This is a genomic window from Niastella vici (assembly GCF_002077945.1).
In the GTDB taxonomy this organism is placed as follows: domain Bacteria; phylum Bacteroidota; class Bacteroidia; order Chitinophagales; family Chitinophagaceae; genus Niastella; species Niastella vici.
In genome coordinates, this window is the sequence record NZ_LVYD01000102.1 from 222,197 (window position 1) to 243,639 (window position 21,443).

Annotated in this window: 17 protein-coding genes; 12 read left to right on the forward strand and 5 right to left on the reverse strand. The window is 44.5% G+C overall.

The features are described from left to right. Nucleotides 1–140: 140 nt before the first annotated feature. Nucleotides 141–710, reverse strand: a complete 570-nt coding sequence (locus A3860_RS35540) for a helix-turn-helix domain-containing protein (protein ID WP_081155353.1) — start codon at nt 708–710, stop codon at nt 141–143. A gap of 368 nt (nt 711–1,078) precedes the next feature. Here A3860_RS35540 and A3860_RS35545 point away from each other — a divergent pair, with 368 nt between their 5' ends. Next, complete coding sequence (locus A3860_RS35545; RefSeq protein WP_081155354.1) at nt 1,079–1,690, forward strand: phosphatase PAP2 family protein; 612 nt, start codon at nt 1,079–1,081, stop codon at nt 1,688–1,690. A gap of 15 nt (nt 1,691–1,705) precedes the next feature. Then, a complete protein-coding gene (locus A3860_RS35550; protein ID WP_158085466.1) occupies nt 1,706–3,463 on the forward strand; it encodes an ArnT family glycosyltransferase in 1,758 nt (585 codons plus the stop codon). On the opposite strand, the gene A3860_RS35555 is transcribed toward A3860_RS35550, so the two are convergent. Then, complete coding sequence (locus tag A3860_RS35555; RefSeq protein ID WP_245843696.1) at nt 3,399–4,076, reverse strand: esterase family protein; 678 nt, start codon at nt 4,074–4,076, stop codon at nt 3,399–3,401. The two genes, A3860_RS35550 and A3860_RS35555, sit on opposite strands and share 65 nt — an antisense overlap. A gap of 94 nt (nt 4,077–4,170) precedes the next feature. Next, entirely contained in the window at nt 4,171–4,773 is a 603-nt protein-coding gene (locus A3860_RS35560) for an SGNH/GDSL hydrolase family protein (protein ID WP_081155356.1), read from the reverse strand. A 177-nt stretch (nt 4,774–4,950) separates the two neighbouring features. On the opposite strand from A3860_RS35560, the gene A3860_RS35565 reads away from it, so the two are divergent. The 9 genes from A3860_RS35565 (at nt 4,951) to A3860_RS35605 (ending at nt 18,280) form a co-directional block, all read left to right on the forward strand. Further along, nucleotides 4,951–5,607, forward strand: a complete 657-nt coding sequence (locus A3860_RS35565; protein ID WP_081155357.1) for a phosphatase PAP2 family protein — start codon at nt 4,951–4,953, stop codon at nt 5,605–5,607. Nucleotides 5,608–5,648: 41 nt separating this feature from the next. Then, entirely contained in the window at nt 5,649–6,572 is a 924-nt protein-coding gene (locus tag A3860_RS35570) for a lysylphosphatidylglycerol synthase transmembrane domain-containing protein (protein WP_081155358.1), read from the forward strand. Beyond that, a complete protein-coding gene (locus A3860_RS35575; RefSeq protein ID WP_081155359.1) occupies nt 6,553–8,133 on the forward strand; it encodes an ArnT family glycosyltransferase in 1,581 nt (526 codons plus the stop codon). Before A3860_RS35570 ends, A3860_RS35575 begins: the two co-directional genes overlap by 20 nt. A 166-nt stretch (nt 8,134–8,299) precedes the next feature. Continuing rightward, entirely contained in the window at nt 8,300–10,417 is a 2,118-nt protein-coding gene (locus A3860_RS35580) for a T9SS type A sorting domain-containing protein (RefSeq protein ID WP_081155360.1), read from the forward strand. 185 nt (nt 10,418–10,602) lie between these two features. Further along, nucleotides 10,603–10,899: a hypothetical protein gene (locus A3860_RS35585; protein ID WP_081155361.1), complete on the forward strand. Its 297-nt coding sequence runs from the start codon at nt 10,603–10,605 to the stop codon at nt 10,897–10,899. A gap of 181 nt (nt 10,900–11,080) precedes the next feature. Beyond that, nucleotides 11,081–11,683 carry an RNA polymerase sigma factor gene (locus A3860_RS35590; RefSeq protein ID WP_081155362.1) on the forward strand — a complete coding sequence of 201 codons (603 nt, stop codon included), beginning with the start codon at nt 11,081–11,083 and terminating at the stop codon, nt 11,681–11,683. A gap of 139 nt (nt 11,684–11,822) precedes the next feature. Continuing rightward, nucleotides 11,823–13,061, forward strand: a complete 1,239-nt coding sequence (locus A3860_RS35595) for a FecR family protein (RefSeq protein ID WP_081155363.1) — start codon at nt 11,823–11,825, stop codon at nt 13,059–13,061. 505 nt (nt 13,062–13,566) lie between these two features. Next, nucleotides 13,567–16,830, forward strand: coding sequence for a SusC/RagA family TonB-linked outer membrane protein (locus A3860_RS35600; RefSeq protein ID WP_081155364.1), 3,264 nt, complete (start codon nt 13,567–13,569; stop codon nt 16,828–16,830). Nucleotides 16,831–16,840: 10 nt separating this feature from the next. Beyond that, nucleotides 16,841–18,280 (forward strand): RagB/SusD family nutrient uptake outer membrane protein, encoded by a 1,440-nt coding sequence (locus A3860_RS35605; protein ID WP_081155365.1) that lies wholly within the window; start codon nt 16,841–16,843, stop codon nt 18,278–18,280. A gap of 11 nt (nt 18,281–18,291) precedes the next feature. Here the strand turns inward: A3860_RS35605 and A3860_RS35610 are convergent, their stop codons facing one another. Then, nucleotides 18,292–18,624: a hypothetical protein gene (locus tag A3860_RS35610; RefSeq protein WP_143774426.1), complete on the reverse strand. Its 333-nt coding sequence runs from the start codon at nt 18,622–18,624 to the stop codon at nt 18,292–18,294. A 537-nt stretch (nt 18,625–19,161) separates the two neighbouring features. Here A3860_RS35610 and A3860_RS35615 point away from each other — a divergent pair. Continuing rightward, on the forward strand, nt 19,162–19,857 hold the full coding sequence (locus A3860_RS35615; protein ID WP_081155367.1) for an alpha/beta fold hydrolase: 696 nt from the start codon (nt 19,162–19,164) through the stop codon (nt 19,855–19,857). Nucleotides 19,858–19,966: 109 nt separating this feature from the next. Here the strand turns inward: A3860_RS35615 and A3860_RS35620 are convergent, their stop codons facing one another. Beyond that, entirely contained in the window at nt 19,967–21,442 is a 1,476-nt protein-coding gene (locus A3860_RS35620; RefSeq protein WP_081155368.1) for a hybrid sensor histidine kinase/response regulator, read from the reverse strand. Between the last annotated feature and the right edge of the window lies 1 nt (nt 21,443).

The window sequence follows — 21,443 nt, forward strand, 5'->3', positions numbered from 1 at the left end:
AGCAGAATTTTATACAACGGCGAAATTATCGAGGCACTGTGAAGCGATAGTTAGGCGTAGTTTATGAAAACATTAATTGTATACCTATACTAAACTAAAGTTTAGCATTAATAAATACTACATAATAACATGACGGGGAGTTAGAAGAAGTAAACAACCAGCAGGCTGGCTGCTGTATTACCAATATTACGTAAGCGGTGGCGGGCCCGGCCATCAAAGAATAAGGTGTCGCCGGCTTCTAGGGTGAAGCGCTCTTTTTCGATCTCGTATTCGATCTTCCCTTTTAATACATGTTTACATTCAAAAGCTTCGGTGCGGATCATTTGTTTTCGGCCCGCGCCCTTTTTCAATTCAAGCAGTACAAAATCAACAGCCTGGCACATAAGGCTCTTGGTAAGGATGCGGTTATAAGAGAATCCTTTTACCGGTTCTTTTTCAAAGGCTTTTTCTTCGCCCTTACGTATTATTAATACATGGCCATTGGTGAAATGCTCATGCATGTCGTCAAAGAATGATTTTATGTCTTCATGGAGGCCATGGATCAAATTGAACAATACAGGCAATGAGGGAACAGTGCGGTTATTCTCGATCTGGGAGATCAAACCCTTGGTAACACCTGCGCTATTGGCCAGCTCTTCGAGCGTGATGTTCTTCTCGGTCCTTTTTGATTTGATGTGTTGCCCTATCAGGAGAATTAGATCTTCATGCATAGCAATAGCAAGATATATAAAAAACGCGTCCCGGCTTGCCGGGACGCCCTGATCACTTCCTTAATTAAATTATATTTTAATCACTGCCAGTATAGGATAATGGTCAGAATGGTATTTACCATGATAACTATTATATCGATTGGAACCACCTTGCCGACGGTTTTTTTCTCAATACATCGATCAATATAAAGTTCCTGAAGTGTATGCGCAGATTAAGTGATTGTTAAGAAAAATGTAATACACACAATTACAGAGCCTTCTACCCCACCCTCCTGTATTTTCCACCGTATATGGTCACACACAATTAATACGCTGGTAAAAGTAACATCACATGATACAATTATTTTTATTACCCAAAATTACCAGTAATGTATTTATTCGACTGGCTCGATCATATTGACAAGATCGCTTTTACTTTTATTCACCGCGACATGAGCGCCCGCTGGCTCGATTTCGTAATGTTACTCCTGCGCAACCAGTACACCTGGATCCCCCTGTATGCATTTATGCTTTACTGGTCACTGTTCCGCATAGACCGGCCAACCGGAATAAAATTCATTTGTCTCACTATATTATGTTTCGCCATTACCGATTATACCAGTTCCAGCATACTTAAATATCATTTTGAACGCTTACGCCCCTGCTATGATGAAGATATGACCACTGTAATACGCGGTATCATTGGCTGCGGCGGAAAATATTCCTTCCCTTCTTCCCATGCTGCCAATCATTTTGGACTGGCAACATTTTGGTTCTTTACCATTATGCATGTAACGCAAAAAAAATGGACCTGGCTCTGGATCTGGGCTTTCATGATCGGACTGGCACAGGTGTATGTTGGTAAACATTTTCCGTTGGATATAGTGGGTGGTGCTGCGCTGGGTATTTTGGTGGGACTGGGTGTTTTTAAATTGTTTGAAGCCTGGTTTAAACGGGATTATAATAAGTATTTAAAAAATCCTTCGTTAAGTTTGCCCTAGCTTTTAATGAACAATATGAAACTGGACCAATCGAAGCAACTGCCTCATAAATTTCCGCGCCCTGTTGAAGCCTGGTTTACCTGGTTAACTATTATTGGCATTGTTGTAAATGCCAGTGGGCTGTTACTGCCCATTCTGGAACCCGATGGCGCCCTGTATGCAACCCTTTCCAAAAATATGGTGCTGCGGGGTGATTATATGAATTTGTTCGTTGATGGCAAAGACTGGCTCGATAAACCGCATTTTCCTTTTTGGATAACAGCTTTCAGTTTCAAACTCTTCGGCTTTAATTCGTTTGCTTACAAGTTGCCGGCCCTGCTTTTTTGGCTGGCCGGCGCCTGGTATACCTACGCATTGGCCAAAAAATTATACAACAAACAAACCGCACAATGGGGCCTGCTCATCTACCTGTCGGTTGAACATTTGATCATTTCGAACAACGATGTGCGGGCCGAACCATATCTCACAGGCCTGATGATCGGCACGGCTTATTATTATTACCAGGCATATACCAGCAATAAATGGAAATACTTTATCGCCGGTTCTTTATTACTGGCATTTGCGGTAATGACCAAGGGTATTTTTATTGTTTGCATGGTGATGGCGGGTTTTGTTATTGACTGGGTGATAAAAAAACAATGGAAACAATTTCTCAATTACCGCTGGTGGGTGAGCATGGTACTGGTGCTGTTGTTTATTATGCCTGAGCTCATCAGCTTGTATACGCAGTTTGACCGCCATCCCGAAAAACTGGTATTCGGGCAAACTAATGTTTCGGGCATCCGCTTCTTTTTCTGGGACAGCCAGTTCGGACGTTTTTTTAATACCGGCCCCATCAAAGGCACGGGCGACAAATTTTTCTATGTACATACCATGATCTGGGCATTCCTTCCCTGGTCTGTCATCCTGTTTGTGCTTATTGGTTCGTGCATGAAAAACTACAAAACCATTATTTCGCCGGCTGGTAATTATATCTGCAGCGGCATTGCGCTTTCAGGATTCCTGGTGTTTTCGGTGTCGAGCTTCCAGCTACCCCATTACCTGAATATCCTGTTTCCTTTTTTTGCCATCATTGTGGCGGCCTGGTTGCTGAATTTGAAGAACAATGCCCTGGTTAAGACAATTATTTACAGTCAGAACACTTTATATTATCTGTTGTTTGCGGCCTGTATTGCACTGGCATTTATTGTGGGCGTACCCTATAAAATAGCGGCAACGATCGTGCTGGCGTTTTTGGCGTTTATTATGTTGCGCGTATTTCCCGGCAATGGCTTGCCGCATATACTGGCCCGGTCGTTTGGCGTTATCATGGCGGTGAACCTGTTCCTGAATACTTTGTTCTACCCGGTATTATTTAAATACCAGTCGGGCAAGGTGGCGGCAGATTATGTAAACAGCGAACAACATGAACCGGTATACCTTTTTAATGATATTTCGCCGGAATATGCGTTTCAATTCTATTGTAACGAGCCTACGTATAAAATTGATACCCGCGACCTTGATACCATGAAAACCGGGATCATGGTATATACTTCACAGGAAAAAGCCGATTCGCTGGAACATATGGGATACAGGCTGCAGATCATTCAGCGGTTCCCCCATTTTCATATCAGTCAGCTTACGGGAAAATTCCTAAATGAAAAAACAAGGGAAAATGCAATTGATCAATTTGTGATCGCCACTATGCAACCGGGGCTATTGGCTTCCATTACAAATATAACCGCACCATTTTGCGCCAGTGATAAGGGCGGTGTGCTTCATCGTCCCAGATAAATAAGGAATGCGGGATTTTTTTACTGGTAAGAACGGCGCTTAAATGTTTGTTGTTATCAAAGAAAGGATCTTCTTTGCCCACTATCAGGCTGATTGACAATTTGCGAATTTTCTCAAGCAGGCTGTCATCGGTTAAATTGGGCATATACATGCTGGGCATGTTGTAGTAAATATTCTCATCTATATAGCCATTGAACAGATCGGGGAAAGTATTGGCCGATAAAGTAAGATCGTAGCGTGCGCTCATGGCCACTACTTTATTAAAGAACTGGGGATATTTAAATGCAATGTTCACGGCATGATAACCGCCGAGGCTGCAGCCGGCAGCTGTTAATATGGTGAAATTATTCCTGAACATGATGAGGGGAAGCACTTCCTGAAGAATATAGCGCTCATATTGCAGATGGCGGGCGATCTTGGCGGCAGGCGGAGCAGGTGCATAAAAACTTTCCGCATCCACACTATCCACACAAAACAACTGCAACAGGCCCTGGTCTATTTTATCCTTCAGCACGTCCACTATCCGCCAGTTCTCATAATCGTAAAAGCGGGCGGTGCGGGTTGGAAAGAAAAGCACCGAAGGGCCGGCATAACCAAAAGAAAGCAGTTCCATATGCCTGTACAATGAAGGGCTAAACCACTTGTAGTATTTTCTGGTCATTACACTCATAGACAGGAAACACCGGCCATCAGTTGTTTTTGGCGTGTTATGAAATTTTAAAGAATTGTTCGAAATGCCGCAAAAGCACTTCTTTCCATATAAGATAGCCTTTTTTGGTCAAATGCAAGCCATCATTCTCATACAATTCTTTTTCCGGCTGGCCATTGGCGTTCAGCATGTGACTGAAGATGTCGAGATAATACTGATTGTCGCTTTTTTCAATTTCTTCTTTTATCAGCTGGTTGGCGTAGCGCACTGTTTTTTCGAGGTTCCAGCGGGCAATGCTGGGTTTTATGGAAATGTAAGTAAGCGGCACACCGGGAAAACGTTTTTGTAAACAGGCCTGGAACTGCCTGAAAAATATATATACTTCTTCTGCCGTACGGCCATCGCCGAGGTCGTTCTCCCCGGCATAACAAACAATATGACGGGGTGAATAAGGCTCCATGATACGGTCAAAGAACCAAACGCAGGCCGCAAGGGTTGAACCGCCAAAACCCAGGTTAACCGGGTGAAGCGGTTTCAGGTCTTCATACATATTTTCCCACAACCTGATGGAAGAACTGCCATAGAATATTGTTTCCGGGGTGTACGGTAAAGTGCCTTTTAATGCTTCCAGTTTTTTAACATCGTTTTCGTACCAGATCATGTGTTGATTGCTTATTACTAATTACCAATGAGATGGAGGTTCTTTTTACGGAATTTCCGTGCCGAAATTACAGGAATTACCAATTGTATGTGGAATAATGCGAATAAAGCGCATAACAAACTGGTAACGTTGCTGTAACAATCAGGTAGCATAGCTGGAATAGTTTTGTTAAAAACTGTGAAGGGAATCATTCGCATTTTCAAAGTTTGTCCTGTTTTCTGGAGTTTATTGCTTACTGTACTCTGCGTAAGCGGTTTTTTTCTTGCCCTATTTTCTGCCAAAGACATTTTTTTCAGATTAAATACGGTCCATACCCTATACCTCGATACGCTTTTTGAGAATTATACCTTGCTGGGCGATGGCGTTACTTCCATAGCCATCTTCCTGGTACTTTTACTGGTCGACAGAGGTGCGCTGGCCATGCAGGTGCTTACTGCATATGTGTTCTCGGGCATTATCAGCCAGGTATTGAAACGGTGGTTCCATGCGCCACGGCCGATGGCCATTATTCACAATACAGAATATCCCTATTTTATTGATGGCGTTACTCATAGCGGTATGACCAGTTTTCCATCGGGTCATACCACTTCAGTTTTTGCACTGGCCACTATACTGGCGTTAAATACAAAAGACAAAAGGCTCTCCCTGATATACCTGGTAACTGCTTTTATCACCGGCTATTCGAGAATATACCTGGGACAACATTTTCTGGCCGATGTAGTGGCCGGCGCATTGATCGGCGTGTTTTCGGCATTACTCGTATATTGGTACCTGAGCCAGATCAAAATTGAATGGCGGGGCGTCAATAACGAAGGTCAAATTCAATTGCAATAAGGATCATTGCATTGTTCTGAAACAATAGAAAACTACGATACATGATACTTTCATTCCGTATGCCGTCTGAGAAGTTTCGAAAAGGAGCGAAGCTGTTAATTAAGGTCGTGATCACGGCATTGTGTATTTGGTATATCACAGATAAGATAGATTTTAAAAAATTGTCCGGTGGACTTACCCTTGCCAGTCCGGCCTGGATCATACTGGCCGTTGGTGCTTTTATAGTATCCAAATTGTTTTCATCTTTTCGCCTGAACATCTATTTCCGCAATCTCGGGATCCAGCTGCCAGAATGGAGGAATATTCAGCTGTACTGGTTGGGCATGTTCTATAATTTATTCCTGCCCGGTTCCATCAGCGGGGATGCGTATAAGGTGGTGCGTCTTTCCAAGGATTATAATATAGCCTATAAAAAAACGACTGCGGCTGTTTTGCTCGACCGGTTCAGCGGTTTGGTGGCGCTGGGCGTATTGCTGGTAATTTTCTGGACGATCGCTTTTAAAGGCGGTTATTACAGCGGCTGGTTAATGACTGGTATTTTGCTGGGCATTCCGGTTTTTTACTACCTGGTAAAAATATTCTTCCCTTATTTTCTGCCCGGCTTTTTTCCCACATTCGCCTGGGGAATGGCCGTACAGGTTTTGCAGATCGCCTGCATGTATTGCATCCTGAAAGCCTTGCATGTTCATACCAATATTGAACAGTACATGCTCATCTTCCTGATCTCATCGGTTGTGGCGGTTTTGCCGTTCACCATTGGCGGATTGGGCGCCCGCGAGGTGGTGTTTTTATGGGGCGCACAGGTATTCGGGTTAGATCATACCATTTCAATAATGGCCAGCCTGTTGTTTTATGGCACCACTGTTACTTCTTCGTTACCCGGCTTACCTTTTATTTTTATAGATCCTATACAATCCAATACGCCAAAACCTGCACCACAGCCGTATGTTACAACAATGGAATAATGTGTTATTGCACCTGCGCACCAATAAGATAACCTGGTTATTTATCATTGCTGCGTTCTTGTTGTTTTCCAGTATCGGTTCCACCCCCATGTACATTTTGGATGAAGCCCGCAATGCCCAGGCAGCGCGGGAAATGATGGAACGGCACGACTGGATCGTTCCCACTTTTAACGGCGAGCTGCGGGCACAAAAACCACCTCTGCATTATTATTTTATGCAGCTGGCCTACCGCACATTTGGCACAAACGCCTTTGCGGCCCGGTTCTTTTCGGCCGTGTTTGGCTGGTTAACTATATGGCTCACCTGGTTTTTTGCCAGGCGCTTTGTAAGCTATGGCACTGCTATATGGTCGGTAGCCGTGTTGCTGGTAAGCACCCATTTTTTGTTCGAGTTCCGCCTATCGGTCCCCGACCCTTACCTGATATTTTTTATTACCGCCGGTATTTTTTGTTTTTATGGGTATGCCCAGGAGCGTACCTTAAAATGGCTGATCTGTTCAGCCGTTGCGGCCGCACTGGCTACCCTGGCCAAGGGACCGGTGGCCCTCGCATTGCCGGCAGTCATATTGGTGTGGTGGAGTATTTCGCTGAAGAAATACGGCCTGTTGTTTTCCCGGAAAATGCTGCTGTATATTGGCGTTATAGCTTTAGTTGCTGTACCCTGGTATCTTGAAATACACCGGGCAACGGATGGCGAGTTTACACGCGAATTTTTCTTCCGTCATAATTTCAACCGCTTTGGAGAACCGATGGAAGGCCACGGCGGACTTTTTATAATAGTACCGCTATTTGTTTTGACCGGCTTATTACCGGTATCTGTCTTTAGTGGCGAGCTGGTGAAAAAACTACTAACATACCATAGAAATACCTTTATCAGGTTGTGCATGTATGTAACCGTAGTGTTCATCCTATTTTTTAGTTTGTCGGGCACCAAATTGCCCAACTATCCCATGCCCTGCTATCCGTTTATGGCTGTATTGCTTGGTTATTTCATCAACAAGGTGATAACCGGACAAATAAAAGTGAGACCCTATCCTTTGTGGTTATTATTTGGGCTGAATGTGCTGTTGCTGGCTGCTACCTGGTTTTTACTGGGGCTTGAAAGCGCTACACAATCTTTTCGCGGCTGGTCGCTGTTGTTCATTGTGCCGGTGATAACGGCAGGCTGCAGCGTGTGGTACTTCAGGAAAGAAGGATTGAAAAAAGCCTTGCACGCCATCATCGCCGGCTATTCTGTTTTCAATTTTCTATTCCTTGCCATTGGCTACCCGGCTATTTACCAGCATAATCCCGTTACAAAAACATTGCACCTGCTAAACAGGGATGAACAGGTGTATTCTTACCAGATCTATAACCCGGCGTATAATTTCTATTTAAACAAACCGGTAAAAGTGCTGGTTAACCCGGCCGAGGTAAGCGAATTGATTGCAAGCAACCCGCAGGCCATCATTATATCACGCGAAAAAAATATCCGCGAGCTGGATGGTGTGCCCATTAAATTATTAGCCAGGGAACGCGATCTGTTTGAGACTGCAACGACGGTATTAATAAGCGGAAAATAAGTATAAGTGTATGTACCCATAAAGAGCCTTCCGATGCATCGGGAGGCTTTATTTTTTGCAGTGCCAGCCACGCAAGGCGATAATTAATAATATAACTTTTTCGTAATACATCAGTAGCAATAAAGAAACACCACTCCGATAGCTTCGATAACAAATCATTAACGACATGAAAAAACACCTGCTAACTGTTTTTGGCATCATTGCCATGGCAACTGTATGTCAAACATCCACCTGGGGCCAGGTAAAAGGGCCCTCTTCTTCCCAAACTCCCTATGTTGTGCCTGTAAAGACCGGGGTAAAAACCACTGCCATTTTAACTACCCTCGATATGGCCGGTAGTTATAAAATGGTTGGTACACCCGATGGGTTGGGCGCCTTTGATAATGGCGATGGTACATTCACGGTTTTGATGAACCATGAATTTGGAAATACAGCCGGCGTGGTAAGAGCGCACGGTTCAAAAGGCGCTTTTGTGTCGAAATGGATCGTAAAAAAATCGGACCTGTCGGTAGTAAGCGGTAGCGACCTCATGAAAACCGTGAAATTATGGAACGGTACATCGTATACTACTTATAATACGGCCAGTCCCATGCCCGCCGGGTTCGCCCGTTTTTGCTCGGCCGATCTGCCTGCTGTATCTGCTTTTTACAATGCAGCTACAGGTAAAGGCACTACCGAGCGCATTTTCATGAATGGGGAAGAAAATGGCAACGAAGGCCGGGCTATGGCGCATATTGTTACCGGCCCCAATGGCGGTACTTCTTATGAATTGCCTTATCTGGGAAAATTTTCTATGGAAAATTCAGTGGCCAATCCGGCAACGGGCGACAAAACCGTAGTGGCGGGTATGGACGATGCCACACCCGGTCAGGTTTATTTTTATATAGGAACCAAAACAACAACCGGAACAGAAATTGAAAAGGCTGGTTTAACCAATGGTAACCTGTATGCACCGGCGGTAAGCGGTATGTTGATAGAAACAAGCGCCGGCACACCTGCAGCCGGTACGCCTTTTACTATGATCAATCTGGGCGATGTTCATAATATGAGCGGAACCAATTTGAATACCGCCAGCAACAATGCAGGTGTAACCCAGTTCCTGCGTCCTGAAGATGGCGCCTGGGACCCATTGCATCCCGAAGATTTTTATTTTGCTACTACGAATGCATTTGGCAGCCCCAGCCGTTTATGGAAATTGCATTTCAGCAATATCAATGATCTTACACAGGGTGGTACTGTTGCTGCGGTGCTCGATGGCACTGAAGGACAACAAATGTTCGACAATATCACCATTGATCATTGGGGACATATTCTGTTGGTAGAAGATGTAGGTAACAATGCCCACCTGGGTAAAACCTGGCAATATACCATTGCCACCGACAAGCTGGAAATGATCGGTACACACGATGCTACCCGTTTTCTTAGCGGTGGTGCTAACTTCCTTACACAGGATGAAGAAGCTTCAGGTATCCTCGATGTACAGGAAATTTTAGGTGCCGGCATGTTCCTGCTGGTTGATCAGGCGCACTACGGCATTACCGGCGAAGCGGTGGAAGGCGGTCAGTTCCTCGCTTTATTTAACCCCGACACCTATGCAGCCTGCTCAAATTATACCGGTACTATTTCGGTAAACCCCTCGCCTGCTGTGGAAGGCCAAACGCCCAATACCATTTTCCTGGGTTATGGGCCGCAAAGCCTGCAATTAACGGCTTCAGTAGCTGCCGGCTTCCCTCCTTATACCTATTGGTGGTCAACCGGTGCTACCAGCAATATGATCAGTGTTAGTCCGGATACAACTACCACTTATACCGTAATTATTAAGAATGCCTTTGGCTGTGCCGATACGGTTAAACAAACTGTTTATGTAAAAGACATCCGCGATGGTCAAAAGAACAAAGTGTTCATTTGCCATAACGGACATACACAATCCGTTTCCGTAAATGCAGTTCCGGCCCATCTTGGACACAAAGATCTGTTAGGCGCCTGCCCCGATAATGCCCGCGTGAGCACAGTGAACAACGAACAACCCATTACTGCGGCCCTGTATCCCAACCCAACGCATACTAATGCAACTATTGCTTTGGAGTTGTTCCATGATGAAAAAGTGTCGATCACTGTTGTGAATATCGATGGCAAAGTGGTGTTGAAACAAATGGATAAGAATTTAAGGGCCGGCAAACAACAGATCAGTCTTTCTGTAGGCAGCCTGAAAGATGGCACTTACTTCGTACTGGTATCGCATGGCGCTACTACTTCGAGACTAAAAATGGTAGTTCTTCACTAGACGACGAACCGACAAAGTAAGAAAATTAAGAAGTAAGAAGTAAGAAGTAGGAAGTATGACGTAATTTCTGATTTTGAGATTTGGTGATTTGGGGATTTGCGCTGTCCTTGAATTTTTCGCCAATCTATAAATCTCTAAATCCAGCAATCTCAAAATTCCTACTTCCTGCTTCATTTCCGGAAGCCATGTCCTCACCGGTTAGAACGGAATTTTCAAAACTGTGCGATAAGGGCCGGGTGCTGTACGATCTCATTTGCGCCGGCTGTCATACTATTAAAAAAGGAAGGGGCCAGATCATCTCTGATTTTACGCCCGAACAATTAAAAAGATATGAATTACGGGTATCGAACGCCCGGCATAAAGCCAACATGCCCGATGAAAAAGTAACGGCGGAAGACTCAGTCTTATATCAACCTTTTTATTATATAAAAAGAAAAATTAATTCGGCTACCCATCATCTAAGTATTATAACTTATAAGTAAAAATTAAGCGAACGATTGTTTGCTTTTGACGGGATTATTGTTTAATCTTGCGTCGCCAAACCTTATTCTCCCCCAATAAGTTCGTGTAATTCTTCTGTAAGCAACGCTCTGTAGCCGAGAGATGCTCTCTTTCGGGTATCATTTTTTTATCCCTTGACCGGCCATTTTAAAATGTATACAAATGCACATCACGAACGATCTTCTTGCAAAGTTAAATAACAATGAACCGGCTGCGCATGCTGAATTATTCAAAGCAACCTATGCCGATCTGACTGTATTTGTCTTCCGCATGATCGAGAATGAAGATGAGTCGGAGGATATTGCCATTTCCGCTATTACAAGGCTGTTAGGAAAAAAGCTCACTTTTAGTGCAGTGGAGCAATTAAAAGCCTACCTCTATATTTCCGTCAGGAATGGTGCGCTCAATTATTTAAGGGCCGCGCAAAAAGAAGATCCTTTCCGCAAAAAATTACAGGAAGAGTTACCGCTTTCAGAAGAACCGGCAGTCAATAAAAAATATGAGATGGCCCATATGCGCCGGTTAATTGAGGCCGGACTAGGTAAGTTGGAAAAGCAATGTGCCGCCGTTATAAGACTTACCATGGAGAATAAGCAACCCGATGAAATAGCTAAAGCGTTGAATATTAGTCCGAACCAGGTATATACGCAAAAATCAAAAGGCATTGCCCGGTTAAAGGAATTTATTGAAGAAAACGGTGGAAAATACACTATACCTGTCCTGATCATCCTGTTAGCCCTGCTGTGCAAATTTTATTTTGGCTAACAATTAAAAAAATGTTCCCCTATTTCTTAATGTTTGAAAGGTGTTGGTTGTTATATAATAGTAAAGAAGAAAACACAGCTGGTTCAGGGGGTAGCTGTAAAATAAATAAACCTTATTACACACCTTACAATTGAACACCATGAACACAATACCTGGCAATATTACCCAAGTGGCATTTGGGAAAAGCGATGAGGCGCCCCTGACGAGCGTTGAGCAGGATATTTGTGATGAGTGGACGTCGGGCAAAGCAACGGAATATATGAAGGTAGAAGCAGAAGATCCCCGGCTTTTGGAATACGTTGGCATGTATGGGAAGCTGGAGGCAAAGCAGGACGAAATATGGGAAAGCATTCAGGCCACTTACGCCCTCACAATGCCCCAGGAAGTTCCCGTTATTCAACTGCAACCGGAAAGAAAGACCGGCAAACGTACCTGGATGCTCGCTGCAGCAGTATTGACAGGAAGTCTCATTGGCGTTTATGCCCTTTACCAGGTTATCAATAACAATAAGAACACACCGGACAACAATACTGTAACTGTTGAACAAAAGCCAATTGAACCAGGCAAAGGATGGGCAATACTTACGCTGGATGATAATAAACAAATAGACCTTGATACGCTTCCGGCCGGTATCGTCGCCTACCAGGACAATATGGAGATCAGCAAGCAAAAAGACAACCAGCTGATCTATAAAGTGGCTGACAACAATAAAACAGGTACCAAAATTGTGAATAATAAGCTCACCACCCCGTATGGTGGCGAATATAAGGTTACGTTAGCCGATGGCTCGAAAGTATGGTTAAATGCGGGTTCGTCTTTGCGCTACCCCACTGCATTCAATGGCAATGACCGTACGGTTGAAATTTCAGGAGAAGGATATTTTGAAGTGGCTGAAGATAAAACAAAACCCTTCCGGGTATTTACCCATGGTACCGAAGTAAAGGTATTAGGCACCAAATTCAATGTAAAAGCATACGATTCAGACAACCAGGTAACCACTACTCTGGTGAACGGATCAGTTGCAATTCAACATGGCAGTACGCTTAGGAACATAAAACCCAATCAGCAGGCAGTTGTAGCAGGCGATAGCATCAAAGTAAAGACCAAAAGCAAGGAAGAGATGGAGCAGGTGCTTGCCTGGAAACATGGATTCATTAACCTGGAAGGCGAATCGGTTCAATCTATTCTGCAGCAAATAAACCGCTGGTATAACGTTGAAACGCGAATAGAGCCGGGTACCCCTGAAACCACATTAATGGGTAACATTGAAAGAACCACGCCATTACCAAAAGTGCTGGAGTTGCTGAATACGAACGTAAGCGTACTGTTCACTTTGCAAGGCCATACTGTGGTGGCCAAAGAAAAAAAGAGTAATTAACCTTGATATACATGTTTAAACGTAGGCTGTACTTTACAAAGAGAAATACCATTAGATTCCATTAAACCTCCTTTGATCAATGCACCGATGGCTGAGTAGCGTAAAAAGCTACTCAGCATTGCTCTTAAAACCACACATAGCAACAGATTCCCACCCAATGGCTGTAAACGGCAGCCAATAGCAAAATTATTTCCAAACCTTATCGCCCGCCTTAATCTGGAAGCAATTCCGGTTTATGGCGGGCTTTGTTGATTACTTCATATGGAAAAAAATTACTTGTATGTGTACACGTATGCCCATTACTACTTACCGGCCATTTCGGAAAAAAGAAACTGTTAAAAACAATCATTTTTATAACTTCATTACTGATATCTAACCCAACCAGGTATCAGTTACACCTGCACGATCGGGTTATATGATTTTATTTATTGCGTATTTCCCTGATAGTGATGGCGGTAACCCTGATTTTTTAACAGAATACGAATACCAGAAATAAGTTACCTAAATGAAAAAGGTCCTTGGTTGTTTGGTTATGGTATGTAGTATCAGTATGGCGAAAGCCCAGGATGGGGATCCGGGCCAACAGGGACAGGCGCATTCATTGGAAAAAGTGATAAAGATCCTGAAATCGAAGGGCGTGATCAAAGATGCGGTGTATGATAAAAAGGTCATTAAGAATGCCGTACAGGTACGTGTACCTTTACACCCGGTAACCGATAGCTTACTGCAACAAATATTTGATGAGCAGCCATTTCTCAAATACAAAATTATTGTCAATACACTGGCTATTTACCCAAAGAGCGAAGCCGAAATAGCAGCAAGCCGGTCTCATTTTCAATTCAATATTCAGGGTGTTGTAAAGAACGATTCGGCCAGGCCACTGCCTGGTGCTTCGGTACAGTTGCGTTCGGGCAAAGGTGAACCTACCGATAGCCGCGGTGAATTCAGCCTCACCTGGAGTGCTGGTGACACACTCGATATTACTTACGTTAACTATAAACCGGTGGCCATTCCCTGGCACAGCAGCCATAAGCCTGTCGTAGTTCAAATGGAGCTACAGGACCCCAATATGGAAGTGGCTGTCGTTAAAGGTTATTCTTCAAAAGATAAAGGAAGCTCAGCCGGTGTTTCACAGGTACGGGTGGCCAGCATTCCCAATGGAGATGTGCTGAAGATCATCCAGGAAAATATTTCGGGTATTCTGGCCCCGCCATCAGGCGGTGTGCCCGGCGCCACCCATCGATTCCTGTTCAGGGGCCCCACTTCGTTAGGTCCTGTATCGGAATTGAATTACCGGCCATCGAGCGCGCCCCTGTTCGTGGTGAATGGTATTCCCTGGGCGCCCTCGCTGCGGCCAGTGAATCAACTGAGCACCATGGTGGGCGAACCACAGGCGCCGGGGATAGCCGCTTCGGGTTTCGATCCCTTCTATACCATCAATCCGCTCGACATTGAAACCATCACCGTATTGAAAGATGCGGAAGCCACAGCTATTTATGGGGCGCGTGGCGCTAATGGCGTTATATTGATAACTACGAAAAAAGGAACTTCGAAAGAACCGCAGTTGACCATTTCGGCATCATATGGAGGTGGCGAGGCCTTACCTACCATGGAACTGATGAACACCTCGCAATACCTGGCCATGCGCCGGGAGGCATTCAGTAATGATAACAGCATTCCAACAAAAGCTAACGCGCCCGACCTCCTGGTATGGGACAGCACCCGGTATTTTGATGCCACTAAATTTTTGTTGGGCAGTATGGCCCACAACATGAATGAGCATTTTTCTTTTTCACAGGGCGATTCGTTATTCCAGTTTTTATTGAATGGCGGCTTCAGCAGCCAAACGGCCACCCTGCCATCGAACATCTATGGCAAACGATGGTCGCTGTTAAGTGACTTTAGCTACCGGTCGAAGAACCATAAACTAAAAACGGGATTATCGGCCTACTATTCCGTGGCCGAAAATAAGTGGCTGATCGAAAACGTTATGTATGCTACCCTGCTGGCGCCCAATGTACCTGACCTCTATGATAGCGCCGGAAATTTATATTGGGGCGGTAAAGACGCTTCTTTCCGGAATCCCCTGAGCTATTTCATGAAGAACGATTTCATAACAACCGGCAATACTTCGTTGCAAGCGTTTTTGCAATATAAACTCTTTCGCAAGTTGCGTTTTGAAGCGGCGGTAGGCTATCAGCAGATCCATGTGAGGGAGGAAAACAGGATACCGGCCAGTGCACTTGACCCGGAATTTTCACCAACAGGTGAATATAGCCAGGCCAGTAACAAGTTCACCACCTGGATGATTGAACCGGGTTTACATTATACCGATTCCATTTTGCAACAGGTACAGGTGCAGGCGGTACTGGGCGCCTTCTGGTCATCGCAATTGAACGACCGGTGGTCGAATACATATTCCGGGTACACCAATGATGAATTGCTGGGTATTCCTGAAGCGGCTAAAGAATCAAAATATACATCAGACAAATCAAAGTACTTATTCCTATCAACCTTTGGCCGGGTTAAATTCAATTACAGGAACAAGTATTTTCTAAGTTTAACCGTTCGCCGTGACGGTTCTTCCCGTTTTGGCCCTGCCGACCGGTATGCTAATTTTGGCGCTATTGGCGCCAGCTACATTTTCTGGGAAAAGAATACCAATGGCCACAACAGCTATGCGAAGTTCAGGACCAGTTATGGCAGCACCGGTAACGACCAGATCGGTGATTATGCCTATTTAAATACCTGGAATACCGCTTCGCGTCCCTATCAGGGTTTGTATGGAATTTATCCCGCCGGTTTGGCCAATCCTTACTATCAATGGGAAGTTACCCGAAAACTGGAGGCCGGGATTGAATTTCGCCTTAACGATAATTTCAGCACCACCATAACCGGGTACCGCAACCGCAGCAGGAACCAGATTATTAACTATGTATTACCGGCACAGACAGGGTTTGGTGCGATAACTAAAAATTTTCCGGCCATTATTGAAAATACTGGTGTTGAAATAGATGCTGCTTTCAGCAAGAGTTGGGGCAATTTTAGCTGGTGCAGTAAATTGACCGGGGCTGTACCGCAGAATAAACTGGTGCGGTTCGACGACCTGGAAAGCTCAAGCTATAATAAAAAGCTGATGGTTGGCCAACCGCTAAATATCGTGATCGTTCACCATTTTACCGGCGTTGATGCCAATACCGGATTATTCACGGTTGCCGATTCAACGGAGAAAATTGCCAGTAAATTAGATCCCGTATTTTTTGGCGGCCTTCGCAACAGTTTCCGGTATAAACAGGTTGATTTAAGCATCTATTTTGAATTCCGCCAGCAGAATGCGCCCCATTTTTTATCAGACATTTATAATCCCAGTACCCAAAACACGTTACCGCCGGGCCAGGCAAATCTGGATTTTTACAGCAACCAACCGGCTGAACTGGAAAACCGCTGGCGCAAACAAGGCGATGAAGCGGCCTGGCAAAAGGTAAGCACACTTTCGGGCGGTCCTGTAAAAAATGCCATTAGCAATTGGGTAAATTCGGATGCGCGGTTGGTAAATGCATCGTATGTGCGGTTGAAACAGGTGCAACTGGGTTATACATTTGCCGATCAATTTTGCAGAAAAATACATCTTAAAAGAACAAGTGTATATGTAAGTGCAGAGAACCTGTTTACGATCACGCCATATAAAGGCGCTGATCCGGAATTACAAACACCATTCAGTTTGCCTTTACAAAGGAGCATGATAGTAGGCTTTCAAGTAACCTTATAAAAAGTAGCGTATGCATTGGTTCAGGATAATGTACAAATGGGCGGTTGCCATTCCATTTGTTACAGTATTGCCCCTGATCATGGGTTGTAATAAATTACTGGATGCCGGCACGCCCGACGGCAAGGTAGTAACCTCAGAAGTATATAAAAGCGATTCGCTGGCGCAGGCTGCGGTGATCGGTATTTATTTTAAAATGATGGAAAGTTTTGGTCCATTCAATGGATATATGAGCCGGTATCCCGGGCTTTCCTGCGATGATTTGGCTGCTGGCAACACGGTGGTAGCCACGGATCAGCCTTTTTTATCGAATACACTTCCTTCATCGAATAAGGAAGTTAGGTATATATGGGCTAATACTTATTTGTATATCTATCAATGTAATGATTTAATAGAAGGGCTTACCGGCAAAAATTCCATTACTCCAGCTTTGCATGACCAGTTGTTGGGCGAAGCCTATTTTTTGCGGGCCTTCAGTTATTTTTACCTGGTGAACCTTTATGGCGAGGTGCCGCTGGTTTTATCTACCGATTATACTAAAAGCGCCAACATGCCCAGGACAGCAGTAACTGACGTGTATAATCAAATAGTTGATGACCTCCAAAACGCCCAAAATTTATTAAAAGTTGCCTATGTAACCACCCCGGAATTCCCCAACGCACGGGTGCGGGTAAACAGGCTGGCAGTAAGAGCCCTGCAGGCAAGGATTTATTTATACCTGGGACAATGGGCCAATGCAGCGGCTGCCGCATCGGAAGTGATTCAGTCGGGCGTATATCAACTGGAAACCGATCTGTTGCAAACCTTCCGGTATAACAGTATGGAAACCATTTTACAGTTTATGCCCGTGTTGGAAACTTACAATACGGCTGAGGGCGGCTGGTTTGTACCTATTAATCCTAATGGACGACCAGCGCTTACGCTTTCAGATTCTTTATTAAAGTATATAGAACCGGGCGATAAACGGAAGACAAATTGGGTAAGAACCGTGACGGTTAGCAGCAAACAATACAACTCACCGTTTAAATATAAATTGAACACAGCTACTCCGCGGGAAGAATACAATATGGTGCTGCGGTTGGCAGAACAATATTGTATTCGTGCGGAGGCCCGGGCTATGCTTGATCAACTGCCAGATGCGGTCAATGATTTGAACACGATCCGGAAAAGAGCGGGGTTACCGGATCTGACCAATATAACCACACAAACCCAGGCAATGGCTGCGGTAGAACAGGAACGGCGCATGGAGCTCTTTGCTGAATGGGGACATCGCTGGTTCGACCTGAAACGCTGGCCGGCACGTTCAGCAACGCATCCCAATGACAAAAGGATTGATGAGATCATGAGCGCCTATCGACCTACTTACTGGAAAACCACGGCGGCTTTTTGGCCAATACCGAGTGATGAGATAACCCGTAATCCTGCATTAGTGCAAAATGAAGGATACAACTAAAGTGTCACCTATTACTGTGGCAGGTCACTGTAAATGGTAGCAAAATATAAAGGGGCGGAATAGCCGTATTCAAATTCGAGAAGCCCTCCATAATTGTAATTTGAAAATGAATAACCAGTGAAAACGCTACGCAGTCTATTCATTTCATACCAAATGTCGCAATAAGAACCGACCGGGTTAGTGAGGTCAATGTCAGTAAACCAAAGGTAGCTGGCGGTCAGCGCATAGGACTGACTAAATGGTTGAACAAATGCGTTTACATTAGATCTAGCTTTAATAGCATCGGCTTTAACAGTGGCAGAAAACGTGCATGCCAGTACGAAAATTAAGACCATCTTTTTCATAACTGATTCGGTTTTTATGGTGTTAAAAATAATAGACATAGTCCATAAAAAATAAACAAAGGCCTTCCGAACGGCATTGTGTGAACGCAGCTCAGGGTGTTGTTCCATTAAAAACAATTCTAATAAAAGGGCAACAGAATGCCTTTCGGGTTAGCAATAAACAGCCGGGGAGCCTTACGACAACGCGGTTTTACATAAACAGGAAATTGTATAAAAATGGGAAGTGCGGTATTTGCTACAAACTATCAGTATACAGGATTTAAACGTCAGGCCAACACACCATATTCAAGTAGCGAATAATTAACCCCCATACAGATAAAACGGATCCCCTTATTATATTAAACAACGCACTAATAAACTTGACAAAAGAAATTTGAAATTAGTGTTCCCACATGAAAAGAAGCTGTTACATAAAACATCCTGACTAATAGTTCATAATACATAAAGCTGTAAGGCATTCTTTTCTTTATCATATGTTAGTGTTATGTGTTTACACTTGTGATTGATTTTTTATATTTGAAATTTATAATAACTACCATGCAGCATATAATTCTTTTACATGGCGCGCTGGGCAGCAAAGATCAAATGAAACCACTGGCCGTGGAATTGGAGAATAAATTCCAGGTGCATTCATTTAATTTCAGTGGTCATGGCGGAAGGCCATTTGCTGATACCGCATTTTCCATACCATTATTTGCTGAACAGATCGCTCAATATATGCACGAGACAGGAATTGCGCAAGCGTATATTTTCGGCTATAGCATGGGTGGATATGCGGCCATGTATTTGGCCAAACACCATCCCGAAAAAGTAAATAAACTAATAACACTGGCCACCAAATTCCATTGGGATGAAAAAACGGCTGCGCAGGAAGTGAAAATGCTTAATGGAAAAACCATTCAGGAAAAAGTGCCGGCATTCGCCGCGCAATTGCAGCAACGCCATGCACCGAACGACTGGCTCAGCTTACTTCACAAAACCAGTGAACTATTGATTGATCTGGGCAAACAAAATGCATTGCAGCTGGAAGATTATACCACCATTACCACGCCCAGCCTGTTGCTCCTCGGCGATCGCGATAAAATGGTGACCCTCGATGAAACCATCGCGGTTTACAAACAATTACCCAAAGCACAATTGGGTGTTATACCTGGCACGCCGCATGCGTTGGAGCAGGCGAATGTGGCGTTATTGGCGCAGCTGATTAAAGGTTTTATAAATGAAAAAGCCTGATGTGTACTTGCACAATTTCGTTTGCCCAACAAAAAAGCCTCCACCGGCAACCGGCGAAGGCTAAAAAATCAAAAAATCTATAGATCCCGAAATCAGGAAATCAACTATCTCACGCCACTACCCTGCTCTCCTTGGGCACATGGATCTTTAACGTACAGCCCTGGCCCTTGGAGGAGATCACTTCCAGCTTGCCATCGAACAGCTCAATACGGCTAAGGATATTGCTTAGCCCCACGCCTTTCCTTCGCTCCCGGGGATCAAACCCCTGCCCATCGTCTTTTATGTTGAGGTCAATGCAATTGTTCTCACCCGATAGCTCAATAGATACATTGTGTGCCTGGGCGTGTTTTATTATATTATTGAACTGCTCCTGAACAATGCGATACAGGGCCAGCTGTTGTTGTGAACTTACACCGCGCAGCTGATCTTTTTCATAGCTGAAGTTGATGGCGAATGGATTCACCAGCCTGATATTTTCGATGAGGTCCTGTACCGAATCAATAAGTCCGTTCTTATCCATGACCGGCGGCACCAGTGATTTGGAGATCTTCCTGATCTCATTGATAGCAAGTTGCAGGTTTTTGATGCTGCGTTCGGCCAGCTCTTCCTGCATATCTTTTTCGTGCAGGGAGGCTTCAATATAGGCCTTTGTAACGGCCAGTATCTGGTTGATGTTATCGTGCAGTTCGCGCCCGATCTCGGCCCGTTCGCGCTCCTGGCTTTCAATAGAGGCCCGTACCAGCTTGCGTTGGTGTTCTACCCGCTCCCGCGCTATCTGCTCAGAGTATTTTGCCAGTTGTTGTTCTGCTTTCACTTTTTCGGTAATGTCCTGGCAGGTGCCAATAAAACTTATTCCGCCATCATTCCGGCGTTGTGAGCCACGGCCTTCGATAAATTTTTCTATCCCTGCCCGGCTGATGATGCGGAACTGCGTAGGCTCAGTAACCCCGGTTGTAAGTGCCTGCTGCTGCGCTTTCATAACATGGGAAATATCTTCAGGATGAACGAATTCAAGGAATATATCATACGACAAAGGCGTATTGCTGTCAATATCCAGTATGCGGTACAGTTCTTCCGAGCCCGCAATCAGCTCGCCTTTCTCCCCTATTTCCCAGCTGCCCATTTTGGAAATGCGTTGCGCTTCTGCCAGCTGACGCTCGCTGTTATTCCGGTTCCGTTCTGCCAAATCCTTCTCGCGCCGTTCCCCCGCTTCTTTTATTGCTCTTTTTATCTTAGGGATCACCGTAAACAATTTATCCTTTAAGGCATAATCGGTTACCCCGTTCTTGATGAGCTCCACGGCATTTTCTTCCCCAATAGTACCCGACACAATAATGAATGGCACATCAGGACAAACCTGTTGCTTAATATTAAATGCAGCCACGCCATTAAAGCCTGGTAGTGAATAGTCGGACAAAATAACCTCGGGGTAAAAATCAGTTAATGCATCGCTGAACTGTTCTTTTGTTGCAACGATCTTTGGAACAAAATCCAGTGCGCCTTTCTTTAATTCATACAACAACAATTCAAGGTCGTTTTCATCATGCTCGAGGATCAGCAATTTTATACTTTTCTCAGTTGCCATA